This window comes from Ramlibacter pallidus (genome assembly GCF_015070875.1).
GTDB classification, from domain to species: domain Bacteria; phylum Pseudomonadota; class Gammaproteobacteria; order Burkholderiales; family Burkholderiaceae_C; genus Ramlibacter; species Ramlibacter pallidus.
In genome coordinates, this window is the sequence record NZ_JADDIV010000004.1 from 296,402 (window position 1) to 308,951 (window position 12,550).

General features: G+C 72.1%; 10 protein-coding genes. 4 read left to right on the plus strand and 6 right to left on the minus strand.

The features are described from left to right. Window positions 1-54: 54 nt before the first annotated feature. From IM787_RS14650 to IM787_RS14665, 4 genes are all read left to right on the plus strand, one after another. On the plus strand, window positions 55-2,475 hold the full coding sequence (locus IM787_RS14650; RefSeq protein ID WP_354004417.1) for a DNA internalization-related competence protein ComEC/Rec2: 2,421 nt from the start codon (window positions 55-57) through the stop codon (window positions 2,473-2,475). Between the two features lie 64 nt (window positions 2,476-2,539). Beyond that, on the plus strand, window positions 2,540-4,039 hold the full coding sequence (locus IM787_RS14655) for a circularly permuted type 2 ATP-grasp protein (protein ID WP_193677422.1): 1,500 nt from the start codon (window positions 2,540-2,542) through the stop codon (window positions 4,037-4,039). Between the two features lie 17 nt (window positions 4,040-4,056). After that, window positions 4,057-5,010 carry an alpha-E domain-containing protein gene (locus IM787_RS14660; RefSeq protein WP_193677423.1) on the plus strand — a complete coding sequence of 318 codons (954 nt, stop codon included), beginning with the start codon at window positions 4,057-4,059 and terminating at the stop codon, window positions 5,008-5,010. Further along, entirely contained in the window at window positions 5,010-6,269 is a 1,260-nt protein-coding gene (locus IM787_RS14665; RefSeq protein ID WP_193677424.1) for a glycosyltransferase family 9 protein, read from the plus strand. The genes IM787_RS14660 and IM787_RS14665 overlap by 1 nt, the downstream gene beginning before the upstream one ends. 7 nt (window positions 6,270-6,276) lie before the next feature. Here the strand turns inward: IM787_RS14665 and IM787_RS14670 are convergent, their stop codons facing one another. The 6 genes from IM787_RS14670 to IM787_RS14695 form a co-directional block, all read right to left on the minus strand. Beyond that, window positions 6,277-6,651, minus strand: coding sequence for a SpoIIAA family protein (locus IM787_RS14670; protein WP_193677425.1), 375 nt, complete (start codon window positions 6,649-6,651; stop codon window positions 6,277-6,279). Window positions 6,652-6,766: 115 nt separating this feature from the next. Next, window positions 6,767-7,408, minus strand: a complete 642-nt coding sequence (locus IM787_RS14675; protein WP_193677426.1) for an HD domain-containing protein — start codon at window positions 7,406-7,408, stop codon at window positions 6,767-6,769. Next, window positions 7,405-8,643 (minus strand): lytic murein transglycosylase B, encoded by a 1,239-nt coding sequence (gene mltB / locus IM787_RS14680; protein WP_193677427.1) that lies wholly within the window; start codon window positions 8,641-8,643, stop codon window positions 7,405-7,407. The genes IM787_RS14675 and mltB overlap by 4 nt, the downstream gene beginning before the upstream one ends. Beyond that, complete coding sequence (locus IM787_RS14685) at window positions 8,643-10,649, minus strand: transglutaminase TgpA family protein (protein WP_354004418.1); 2,007 nt, start codon at window positions 10,647-10,649, stop codon at window positions 8,643-8,645. The genes mltB and IM787_RS14685 overlap by 1 nt, the downstream gene beginning before the upstream one ends. Beyond that, window positions 10,643-11,626, minus strand: a complete 984-nt coding sequence (locus IM787_RS14690) for a DUF58 domain-containing protein (protein ID WP_193677428.1) — start codon at window positions 11,624-11,626, stop codon at window positions 10,643-10,645. The genes IM787_RS14685 and IM787_RS14690 overlap by 7 nt, the downstream gene beginning before the upstream one ends. Continuing rightward, on the minus strand, window positions 11,623-12,543 hold the full coding sequence (locus tag IM787_RS14695; protein WP_193677429.1) for an AAA family ATPase: 921 nt from the start codon (window positions 12,541-12,543) through the stop codon (window positions 11,623-11,625). The genes IM787_RS14690 and IM787_RS14695 overlap by 4 nt, the downstream gene beginning before the upstream one ends. Window positions 12,544-12,550: the final 7 nt, after the last annotated feature.

Consider the following 12,550-nt stretch of genomic DNA (forward strand, 5'->3'; position numbering starts at 1 on the left):
CGGTCCTCCTCCGATCGCAGGAGGGCCGAAGCGCCGCCCGCGCGTTGAAGCGGGGTGCCCCGCACCACCCCGCGACCGTCCTTCCTTGCCGCTCCCCTCCTGCTGGGCCTCGTGCTCGGTGCCGCAGCGCAGCTGCAGCAGCCGCAGCTGTGGGCCGCGGCAGCCTATGCGGCCGCGGCGGCGGCGGGTGCCGCGCTGTTGTGGGCGGCGCTGCGCCTCGGGCGCCCGCAGCTGCGCGCCATCGCCGTCGCCTGCGCCTGCGCGTTGCTGTCGGCCGGCACGACCGGCTGGCGCGCCGCGGCGTACGTCGCGCAGGGCCTGGACCCGCAGCTCGAAGGCCGCGACCTGGTGCTGACGGGCGTGGTGTCCGGCCTGCCGCAGCGCAACGAGGCCGGGGTGCGCTTCCGCTTCGACGTCGACGCGGCCCGCGACGGCGTCGAGGAACTGCGGCTGCCGCGGCGCGTCCTGCTCGGTTGGTACGGCGGCGCCGATCCGGGCCCGCGGGAGGCACCGGTGCCCGCGGTCTCGCCCGGGGAGCGCTGGCAGTGGACCGTGCGCCTGAAAGCCCCGCACGGGCACGTCAACCCGCACGGCTTCGACTACGAGCTGTGGCTGTGGGAGCAGGGCTTGCAGGCCACGGGCTACGTGCGGGCCGGCCCGCGCGACCCGCCCCCGCAGCGGCTGGCCTCCACCTGGCGCCACCCGGTGGAGCGCGCCCGCGCCCAGGTGCGCGATGCGATCTTCGCCCGCGTGGCCGACCCACGGCTCGCGGGCGTGCTCGCGGCGCTGGTGGTCGGCGACCAGCGCGCGATCGACCGCGCGGACTGGGACGTGTTCCGCGCGACCGGCGTGGCCCACCTCATGAGCATCTCGGGGCTGCACGTCACCATGTTCGCCTGGGCCGCGGCGGCCGTCGCCGGCTTGCTGTGGCGGCGCAGCACGCGCCTGTGCCTGGCCTGGCCAGCGCAGCACGCCGCCCTCGTGGCCGGCATCGGCTGCGCCGCGGGCTATGCCCTGTTCAGCGGGTGGGGCGTGCCCGCGCAGCGCACCGTGTGGATGCTGGCGGCCGTCGGGGTCTTGCGCCTGGGCGCGCGGGATTGGCCCTGGCCGTGGGTCTGGTTGCTGGCCTGTGCCACCGTGGTGGTGGCCGACCCGTGGGCCCTGACGCAAGCCGGCTTCTGGCTCAGTTTCGTCGCCGTCGGCGTGCTGTTCGCAAGCGGCCGGCCGGCGGCGCCCGAACCCGGCGTGCACGCCGGCGGGCGGGCCGTGGCAGCGCTGCGTGCGCTGGTGCGGGAACAGTGGATCGTGACGGTGGCCCTCACGCCGCTGTCGCTGCTGCTGTTCGGCCAGGTGTCGCTGGTCGGACTGCCCGCCAACTTGCTGGCCATTCCCTGGGTCACGCTGGTGGTGACGCCCCTGGGCCTGGCCGGCGTGCCGTTTCCCCCGGCCTGGGATGCGGCGGCCGCGGCGATCGCACTGCTGGCCGCATGGCTGCAGGCGCTGGCGGAGGTGCCGCAGGCCACCTGGTCCGCCCCCGCTCCGCCGCTGTGGGCCGCCGCCGCGGGACTGGCGGGCGGCCTGCTGCTGGCCATGCGGCTGCCGGCCACGCTGCGGCTGTTCGGCCTGCCGCTGCTGCTGCCGGTGCTGCTCTGGCAAGCCCCGCGGCCGCCGCCCGGCGAGTTCGCGCTGCTGGCCGCGGACGTGGGGCAGGGCAACGCGGTCCTGGTGCGCACCGCATCGCACACGCTGGTGTACGACGCCGGCCCCGGCTACAGCCGCGATACCGATGCAGGCCAGCGCGTCCTCGTGCCGCTGCTGCGCGCCGGCGGCGACCCGGTGCGCCTGCTGGTCCTGAGCCACGGCGACAGCGACCACACCGGGGGCGCGGCCGCGGTGCTGCGGATGCAGCCGCGGGCCGGGCTGCTCAGTTCCCTGGACGCCGGCCATCCCCTGTCGCTCTCGCGACCGGGCGAGCGTTGCGCCGCGGGCCAGCGGTGGACGTGGGACGGCGTGCGGTTCGAAGTCCTGCATCCGCCCGCGGACGCCGCTCCGGCGCGCAAGCCGAACGCCGCCAGCTGCGTGCTGCGCGTGGGCAACGGGCGCGCGCACGTGCTGCTGGCCGGCGACATCGAGAAAGCACAGGAAGCCTGGCTGGCGGCGGCCGGCGCCGACCTGTCGGCCGACCTGCTGCTGGTCCCGCACCATGGCAGCAGGACTTCGTCGACCGGGGCGTTGCTCGATGCGGTGCGGCCCACGCTGGCCGTGGTGCAGGCGGGGTACCGCAACCGTTTCGGGCATCCGGCGGCCGAGGTGGTGCAGCGCTATCGCGAACGCGGCATCGCCGTGGCCGCCTCGCCCCGTTGCGGTGCGGCCGCCTGGGACTCGCGCGCGCCGCGCCGGCTGCAATGCGAACGCGCGCGCCAGCCCCGCTACTGGCGGCACACCCTGCCGGCCGGACCGGGCGACCCGCCCTGACGCGAACGGCCCTCGCGCGGCCGGGAAGTTGCTATCCTGTGACCCGGAGACCCGCCCACCGACCATGCAGAAATTCGACGAGATGTTCGCCCAGTTGCCCGGGGATGGGCCCGTGCAGTTCCAGGGACAATCCATGGGCGGCATGTCGCAGTCGCAGGTACAGGGGGTGCGCGACCATTACCGCACCTACGCCGACTGGCTCGCCCGGCAGCCGCACGAGATGATGCGGTCGCGGCGCGACGAGGCGGAGATGATCTTCCGCCGGGTCGGCATCACCTTCGCCGTGTACGGCGCCAAGGACGAGGACGGCGCGGGCACCGAGCGCCTGATCCCCTTCGACCTGATCCCGCGCATCATCCCGGCGGCCGAGTGGCGCCAGATGGAAAAGGGACTGGTGCAGCGCGTCACGGCCCTCAACCGGTTCATCCACGACGTCTACCACGAGCAGGAGATCGTCAAGGCCGGCATCGTGCCGCTGCAGCAGATCACGGGCAACGCGCAGTTCCGCGCCGAGATGGTGGGCGTCAACGTCCCCAACAACATCTACTCCAACATCGCCGGCATCGACATCGTGCGGGCGCCCAACCCGGGCGGCGGCGCCGCCGAGTACTACGTGCTGGAGGACAACCTGCGCGTGCCCAGCGGCGTCAGCTACATGCTGGAAGACCGCAAGATGATGATGCGGCTGTTCCCCGAGCTGTTCAGCAGCTACCAGGTGGCGCCGGTCATGCACTACCCGGACCTGCTGCTGGAGACGCTGCGCGCGTCGGCGCCGTCGACCACCGACGACCCGACGGTCGTGGTCCTCACGCCCGGCATGTACAACAGCGCCTATTTCGAGCACGCCTTCCTGGCCCAGCAGATGGGCGTGGAGCTGGTCGAGGGGCAGGACCTGTTCGTGCGCGACAGCTTCGTCTACATGCGCACCACGCGCGGCCCGCGGCGGGTCGACGTCATCTACCGCCGGGTCGACGACGACTTCCTGGACCCGCTGGCCTTCCGCCCGAACTCCACGCTCGGCTGCGCCGGGCTGCTGAACGCCTACCGCGCCGGCAACGTCACGGTCTGCAATGCGATCGGCACCGGGGTGGCCGACGACAAGTCGATCTATCCGTACGTGCCGAAGATGATCGAGTTCTACCTCGGCGAGAAACCCATCCTGTCGAACGTGCCGACCTTCATGTGCCGCAAGGAGGACGACCTGAAGTACGTCCTGGCGAACCTGAAGGACCTGGTCGTCAAGGAGGTCCATGGCGCCGGCGGCTACGGCATGCTGGTGGGGCCGGCGGCGACGCAGGCCGAGATCGAGGACTTCCGCCGCGTGCTGGTGGCCAAGCCCGAGGGCTACATCGCGCAGCCGACGCTGTCGCTTTCCAGCTGCCCCACGTTCGTGGAGAAGGGCATCGCGCCGCGCCACATCGACCTGCGTCCCTTCGTGCTCTCCGGCAAGGAGGTGCAGATGGTGCCGGGCGGCCTGACGCGCGTGGCGCTGAAGGAAGGCTCCCTCGTGGTCAACTCGTCGCAAGGTGGCGGCACGAAGGACACCTGGATCCTCGAAGTCTGAGCCCGGAGAACAAGAACATGCTTTCGAGGACCGCCGACCACCTGTTCTGGATGTCCCGCTACACCGAGCGCGCCGAGAACACCGCGCGCATGCTGGACGTCAACTACCAGACCTCGCTGCTGCCGCAGTCGGCCGCGGTGTCCAAGGTCGGCTGGCAGGGCATGCTGTCCATCAGCGAGCTGCTGCCCGCCTACAACGCCAAGCACGGCGACGTCGAGCCGCAGCGCGTGATGCAGTTCATGGTGCGCGACGAGAGCAATCCCTCGTCCATCCTGTCCTGCCTGCGCGCGGCGCGCGAGAACGCGCGGGCCGTGCGCGGCTCGCTCACCACCGAGGCCTGGGAGACGCAGAACCAGACCTGGCTGGAACTGAACCGCATGCTGCGCGGCGGCGACTTCGAGCGCGACCCGGGCCAGTTCTTCGAGTGGGTGAAGTTCCGCTCCCACCTGTCGCGCGGCGTGACCGTCGGCACCATGCTGATGGACGAGGCCCTGCACTTCATGCGGCTGGGCACCTTCCTCGAGCGCGCCGACAACACCGCGCGCCTCGTCGACGTGAAGTTCCACGCCGTGCAGAGCGACTTCTTCGGCGCGGCCAGCGAGAAGGACCAGGAGTACGACTTCTACCACTGGAGCGCGATCCTGCGCAGCGTCTCCGGCTTCGAGATCTACCGCAAGGTCTACCGCGACGTCATCAAGCCGGAGCGCGTGGCCGACCTGCTGATCCTGCGGCCCGACATGCCGCGGTCGCTGCATGCCAGCATGAACGAGGTGGTCGCCAACCTGGCGATGGTGGCGAACGACCAGTCGGCCGAGACGCAGCGCCGCGCCGGCCGCCTGCGCGCGGAGCTGCAGTACGGCCACATCGACGAGATCCTGGCCAACGGCCTGCACGCCTTCCTGACGCAGTTCCTGGACCGCGTGAACGAGATCGGCGGGCGCATCAGCCGCGACTTCCTCATCCCGGCCTGATGACGGCGGCGGCGCAGCTGCTGCGGGCCGGCTTCGACGCGGAACACCGCGAAGCGCTGGACACCGCGGCGGCGCTGTACCGCCAGGCCCTGGCCGCGCAGCCGCGCATGCTGGAGGCGCACGTCAACCTGGCCGGCCTGCTGTGGCGGCTGGAGGATTTCGACGGCAGCCTGGCGCACGCGAACGAGGCGCTGGCCCTCGCGCCGGAGCATCCCTACGCGCAACGCATCGCAGGGACGGCGCTGATGAACCTGAACCGGCTGGACGCGGCGGAACGGCACCTGCGCCGCGCCCTGCAGCTGCAGCCCGCGTATCCGGCCGCGCAGCTGGACCTCGCCTTCACCCTGCTGGGTGCGGGCCGCCTGGCCGAAGGCTGGGAGTGGTTCGGCCGCCGCTGGGGGGAGGGCGGCCTGTCCCGCCCGGCTTTCTACCGGCCCACGCATGAGTGGCCGGGTCCGGGCGTCCCCCTGCACGGGCAGGCCATCGCCGTCTACGGCGAGCAGGGCCGGGGCGACGTGCTGCAGTTCCTGCGCTACGTGCCCATGCTGCAGGCGCTGGGGGCCCGGGTGGTCGCCGTGGTGCGGCCCGAGCTCGTCTCACTCGTGGAATCGAGCTTTCCCGGGGTGGCCTGCTGGCGGCCGGGCAGCAGCCTGCAGGTGCAGTGGCATGCCGCGCTGATGGACCTGCCCGCGCGGTTCGGCATCGCGCTGGAGCGCATCCCCGCCCACGTGCCCTACCTCCGCGCGCCGGACGAGGCGCGCGCCCGCTGGACCGCTCGGCTGGCCGGCTGGAAGGATCGCCTGAAGGTCGGCATCGCCTGGTCGGGCGCCGCGGGCCAGGCCAACAACCGCAACCGGGCCATGCCGCTGTCGCTGCTGCTGCCCCTGGCGCGGATCGGCGGCGTGCAGTGCTTCAGTCTGCAGAAGGAGGGCGCGGGAACCTGGACCGACACCGTGGCGGCCGCCGGCGAACTGGTGGACTTCGGCGCCGAGTGGCAGGACTTCGGCGACACCGCCGGCTTCGTCGAGCAACTCGACCTGGTGGTGACCGTGGACACCGCGGTAGCCCACCTCGCGGGAGCGCTGGGCAAGCCCGTGTGGATCCTGTTGCCCCCGAACGCGGACTGGCGGTGGCTGCTCGAGCGGGAGGATTCCCCCTGGTATCCGTCGGCCCGCCTGTTCCGGCGCGGGTTCGTCGCCGGCCGGGAGGAGCAGGCCACGCGCGTGGCGCAGGCGCTGCGCGAGCACTGCGCCCGCTAGCCCCGGCTCACGCCTCGCGCAGCCAGGCCATGGCGGCCTGTTCGTCGTCGAATACGCTGACGTTGGCGCCATTGCGCCGCGCCGCCTTCTCGCTCACGCGGGTCACGCGCTCCGGCGGCACCACCGAGGCGATCTTCTCCATGTGGGACAGGCTGGCCGCGGCCTCCTCGCCGATGCGGAACTGCTCCTGGCGGCTGAAGGGGGTGGTGACGCTGCGCAGGTCGACCAGGACGCGGTCCACCTTCCAGGTCTCGCTTTCCACCCCGAGCAGGTGGATCAGCGACAGCAGCTGGCCGAGCGACGGCTGTCCGGTCACCGTCACGCGGATGAAGTGCGGTCCGGGGTCGATCGCGAGATCGAAGCCGAGGTCACTCTCGTTCATGGCACCTTCAATGTGCCAGAGTCCCGCGCGCGCGCGCGCGGCGGATGTCACGCAAGCGCGGGTTGCGTGCGGCGGCTTACGCCTGTAACGCCGCCCGCGTGAGGAACACCACGGATCAACGGGCTGCGTCGGAGCCGGCTTGCAGCCGCGAGAGCGCCTGTCCGAGGTTGGCGCGGGCCCGGCCCTCCAGTGCGTCGTGGAACGCCACGGTGCCGTAGATCCTGGAGCGCTCCAGGAAGCCCTGGAGCACGCGTGCCCGGCCGGCGCGGAAGGCGTCGTCCGGCACGTGCGCGTATTCGGCGCGCACCTGCGCCTCGAACTCCGAGAACCGCGCCGGTGCGGCACCGAGGACCGCCAGGTCCACGTCGAGCAGCAGCTGCGTGTCGGGGTCGGCGGACGCTGCGTGCCCCTGCGTCGCCCGGACCATGGCCGCCACCCGCTGCGCCGGCGCTTCGCCGCAGCCAGCCGCGATGATGCTGCGGTGCGCCCAGTCGGCGCTGCGCTGCTCGTTGTCGCCGCGTTGCGGGTCGTACACGGCATCGTGGAACCACAGGGCCAGCTCGATCTCCGCGGGCCGCCGCGCCAGCATGGACGCGGCCTCGAAGTGCGCCAGGCATTCGCGCAGGTGCTGCAGCGTGTGGTAGCGGCGGTGCTGCTCGCTGTACGCGGCCACCAGCTGGTTCAGGAGCCCGCCGTCGGCCTGCTGCGCACCGAGCTCGCCCCACAGCCGGCGCCAGGACTGCAGCGTCACGTTCATCGGCTGGCGGTTTCGCGGCCGAGCGCCTCGCGCACTTCGCGGCCCAGCTCGATGACGGACATCGCGTAGTAGCTCGACCAGTTGTAGCGGGTGATCACGTAGAAATTCTCGGTGCCGGCCACGTAGCTCGGCGGGTCGCCCCCGTTCTGCAGCTCGATCAGCGCCAGCGGCCCCTTGTGCTCCAGCGCGGGGCCTTCGAGCACGGCGCCCCGCGCCTGGAAGCTGGCCACGCTGAAGGTCGGCAGGATGTCCGGCACCAGCAGGCCTTCGAGGTCCAGCTTCGCGGCGTCGAAGCGCACCGGGTAGTGGGTCGGCATGCCCGGCTTCCAGCCATAGCCCTTGAAGTAGTTGGCCACCGAGCCGATCACGTCCTCCGTGCTGCCGGCCAGGTCGATGCTCTTGTCGCCGTCGTAGTCCACTCCCCAGCGCGCCAGGCTGGTGGGCATGAACTGCGGCATGCCCCAGGCGCCCGCGTAGCTGCCGCGGGGACGCAGGGGGTCGCTGCGGTTGGCCCGGTGCCAGGCAAGGAACTGCTCGAGCTCGCCACGGAAATACTGCGTGCGTTCGGCCGCGCGCGGGTGGCTGGCCGGGAAGTCGAAGGAGAGCGTGGCGAGCGCGTCGATCACGCGGAAATCGCCCATCTGCTGCCCGTAGATGGTCTCCACGCCGATGATGCCGACGATCATCTCCGCCGGCACGCCGTACTCCTGCTCGGCGCGTTCCAGCGTGCGCCGGTTCTGCTGCCAGAAGCGCACGCCGGCGGCGATGCGGATCGGGTCGATGAAGCGGCTGCGGTACACGCGCCAGTTCTTCGGCTGGCCCGCCGGCGCCGGCTGCATCAGGCGCGTGACGACCGGCAGGTTCTGCGCCTCGCCGACCATGCGGCGCACCCAGGCGCCGTCCAGGCCGCGTCTGGCCGCGATCTCGTCGGCGAAGAGCATCGCGTCCTCGCGCTGCGCATAGGGTGTGCCCCGGCGCTGCGAAGGGGCGCGGTTCGCGGCGCGGGGCCTCGCCGGGCTGGCCGGTTGGGCCGCCGGTGCGGCGGGCGCAGCAACGGGAGCAGGAGCAGCGGCGGCAGGCGCAACCGGGTCGGGAGCGGGCGTTGCGGTGGCAGGCGCGGCCGGCACCGCGGCGGGAGCGGCCGGTTCGGCGGCGGCGCCCGCTTCGGCCGGTTGCGCCGAGGCGTGCAGCGGCAAGGCCAGCGCGAGCGACAGGAGGAGGTGCAGGGGAGACATCAATGCGGCCAGGACAGCTGTTGGAATTCGCGCCGCAGCGCGGCGAGCGAGGCTCCGGGCACGCGCGCGTACCGCTGGGCTTCCAGCTTCAGGAGCCAATCCGCCAATCCTCTCGCATCCGGGCCGAAACGTGTGGTGACAAGGCGGGCAATTTCACGGGGCGGCGTGGCCGGGCCCACTTCTACGCCTGCCTGTCTCAGCTGCTTTCGCACCCGTGCCAGCAGCCTCAGCCAGGGGTCGTGCTGCAGGCGGTCCCACCAGCTCCACGCCGCCCCGCCCAGCGCGACCAGCACCACCACCGCGATCAGCACGCGCGCGAGGTCCATCCAGCTTGGGGTGTCGAAGCCGAGGTTGCGCAGCAGGTCCAGCTGGCGACTCTGGGTGTAGTTCAGGATCGTCTGGTTCCAGCGGTTGTTCATCGCCTCCCAGCTGGCGCGCAGGAAGGCCGACACGTCGGGGTTGACGCTGTCGATGGCCGACGCCACCACGCCGCGCGGCGGCGTCAGACGCTGCAGCGTTCCCGTGCGCCCCGGGGCGACGACGGCGGTCGGATCGACCCGGACCCACCCACGGTTCTCCAGCCAGACTTCCGTCCACGCGTGGGCGTCGCTCTGGCGCACGGCCCAGTATCCGTCGACGGGGTTGACCGCGCCTCCCTGGTAGCCCGTCACGATGCGGGCGGGGATGTCCAGCTCGCGCATCAGCACGACGAAGGCCGAGGCGATGTGCTCGCAGAAGCCTTCCTTGCGGTCGAACCAGAATTCGTCGGCCGTGTGTTCGCCGTACACCCCGGGCTCCAGCGTGTACGTGTAGCCGCCCGTGCGCAGGTGCCGCAGCGCGGCCTGCACAAGCACCAGCGGCGCGCTGCCCGGGTTCTCGCGCCGCAGCGTCCGCGCAAGCTCGGTCGTGCGCGGATTGAAGCCCGGGGGCAGCGCGCTGTACTCGGGCAGCACGGCGATGCGGCCCTGCGGCCCGTGGCGGAAGTTCACGTGGCTGGCCGCGGTGTACCGCAGCAGGTCGACCACGGGCGCGGAGCCGACCCAGGTGAGTTCGCTGGTCATCGCCGCGCGCATCCCCGAGACCTGGGGGGCTTCGGTGGCTGCGTCCAGGGTGAGCAGCCAGGGCCGGTTGTGCGGCTCGAGGGTCACCTCGTAGCGCACCGGCGTACCGAAGCCCACGAGCTGCGGGTCGGCCAGGCGCAGCGGCGGGAAGCGATTCGCCAGCCGCGGCAGCAGCGGCCGCCACTCCCGCCCGTCGAAATCGCTGAACACGGGGCCGCGGAAATAGAGGTCCGCCTGCGCCGGCGGGGGACCCTCGAAGCGGACGCGGAAGGCAATGCTGTCGTCGAGCGCCAGGTTCGCGATGTTGCCCACCTGCATCTGCGAGGACAGGCCGCTGCGCCCGCTCATCGCGTCGCCCGGGATGCCCCACAGCGGCGCAAAGCGCGGGAACAGGACGAACAGCACGGCCATCACCGGTGCGCCCAGCAGCGCCATCCACGCGGCGGTCTTCGCCGCCTGCAGCAGCGGCGGCCTCCCGACCGGCATGTGCGCGTTCACGAGCGCGGTCAGCAAGCCCAGCAGGCCGAGCAGCATGGCGGCGGCCACGGCGAGCGATTGCGAGAAGAAGAAGTTCGTGAGCATCGTGAAGAAGCCCAGGAAGAAGACGACGAACGCATCGCGCCGGGCGCGCAGTTCGAGCGTCTTGAGCGCCATCAGCGCCACGATCAGCGTCACGCCGGCATCGCGGCCGAGCAGCGTGCCGTGCGTCATCCACGTGCCGGACAAGGTCACCGCCAGCAATCCCGCGATCCACCAGCGGCTGGGCAGCGGCCGTGCCTGCACCGCCAGGGTGCCGCGCCACGCGAGCACGACGGCGACCAGCAGCGAGCACCACCAGGGGAGGTTCGTGACCTGGGGCAGGACGACCCAGCCGATCACGAGGAGCAGGAACAGCGTGTCGCGGCTGTCCCGCGGCAGCGACGCGAGGCGTGGCAGCGTCAGCACAGCGCGAGCGCCTCCAGGCAGCGGCGCTTGTGCGCCTCGCCGCTCGCCGGCGCGACCTGCTGGCCGGGCAGGCGCAGGCCGTAATCCTGTCCCAGCTTGTCGGCCTGCAGCACCCAGGCCGCAAGACGCTCCAGGCGCGCTTCGCGGTCGGCCAGGCCGACCTGCGCGAAGTCCAGCCACAGTTCGTGGCGCTGCGACTGCAGGGTGTCGCGGCTCACCAGTTCGTCGGTCTTGGCGGCCTTCTTCCAGACCACCAGCTTCAGCGGATCGCCGCGGCGGTACGCCCGCACGCCTTCGAACTCGCCGGAGTTCTGCGCGGACGCGCGGGCCGCGCCGCCGGCGCGCGGTTCCCCGGCGGGCAGCGGCGGCGGATGGGACTCCGGCCGCGGATAGACCAGCACCTGCGCCGCCGGCCGCCAGACGGTCCAGACCCGGAACGTTCCCAGCGGGAAGCGCGTTTCGGCGGTGAGGGGCGGCACCGGGTGCAGGCCGCGCCGTTCCGGCATGAAGGCCACGTGCACGGTGCAACTCCCCTGCGCCGGGACGTCCGTCCACGTCCAGTGGTCTCCGCCGCCCGCGTCCAGCACCGCGAGTCCGATCCCGTGCCGGATCGTCCGGCGCGCATTGGCGAGGGTGACGGCCAGCGTGGCGCTGGAGCCGGCGAACTGCGGCGGCGGCTGCATCAGGGCCAGGGACAACCCGCGCAGCGTGGCGTGGCACACGTGCATGCCCGCGAGCGCGCTGCCCGCCAGCAGGAAGGTGAGCAGGTAGCCCAGGTTCAGCTGGTAGTTGATGGAGCCGATCAGCAGCACCAGCAGCGTGGCGCCCAGCATGAATCCCGGCCGGGTGGGCAGGATGTAGACGTTGCGCTGCGTCAGCGTCAGGGTGTCCGTCAACGGCAGCCGCGCCTGCCACCACTGGCGGAACTTCTGGCGCGCGAGCGCGGCAGGGTTCAGCGCGAGCGGGACGGTGCTCATGGCAGGGGCACGGCCTCCAGCATCGCGCGGACCTGTTCGACCGGGCCGCGGCCCGCGTCCCCGACGGGAACCAGGCGGTGCGCCACGCTCTGGGGAAAGATCGCCTGCACGTCGTCCGGGGCGACGTAGTCGCGGCCGGAGAGCAGGGCCTGCGCCTTGGCCGCGCGGATCACCGCGATGCCGGCGCGCGGGCTGAGCCCCTGCAGGAACCAGCGGCCCGAGCGCGTGGCCGCCATCAGGTCCTGCACGTAATCGAGCAGCGGGTCGGCCGCGTGGATCGCCTGCACCTGCTGCTGCAGCGCCTGCAGCTCGATGGGCGAGAGCGTGTTGCCCAGGTGCTCCACCATGTCGCGGCGGTCGGCGCCCGAGAACAGCGCGCGCTCGGCGGCCCGGTCCGGGTAGCCGAGGGAGATGCGCATCAGGAAGCGGTCCAGCTGCGATTCGGGCAGCGCGAAGGTGCCCAGCTGGTCGTGCGGGTTCTGCGTCGCGATCACGAAGAAGGGCGAGGGCAGGGCGCGCGTCTCCCCTTCCACCGTGACCTGCTTCTCCTCCATCGCTTCGAGCAGCGCGCTCTGCGTCTTGGGGCTGGCGCGGTTGATCTCGTCGGCCAGCAGCACCTGGGCGAAGACCGGGCCGGGGTGGAAGACGAAGCCTTCCCTGCCGCGGTCGTACACCGAGACGCCCGACAGGTCGCTGGGCATCAGGTCCGCGGTGAACTGCACCCGCGAGAACTGCAGGCCGAAGGCGCGCGCCAGGGCGTGCGCCAGCGTGGTCTTCCCCACCCCCGGGACGTCCTCGATCAGCAGGTGTCCCCCCGCCAGCAGGCAGGCCACGCAGTCGCGCACCTGGCTGGGCTTGCCGACGATCACCGTGTTAAGCTGGTCGAGGAGCGTTTTGAGTTTTTGTCGTGCTTCCATGAAGCGC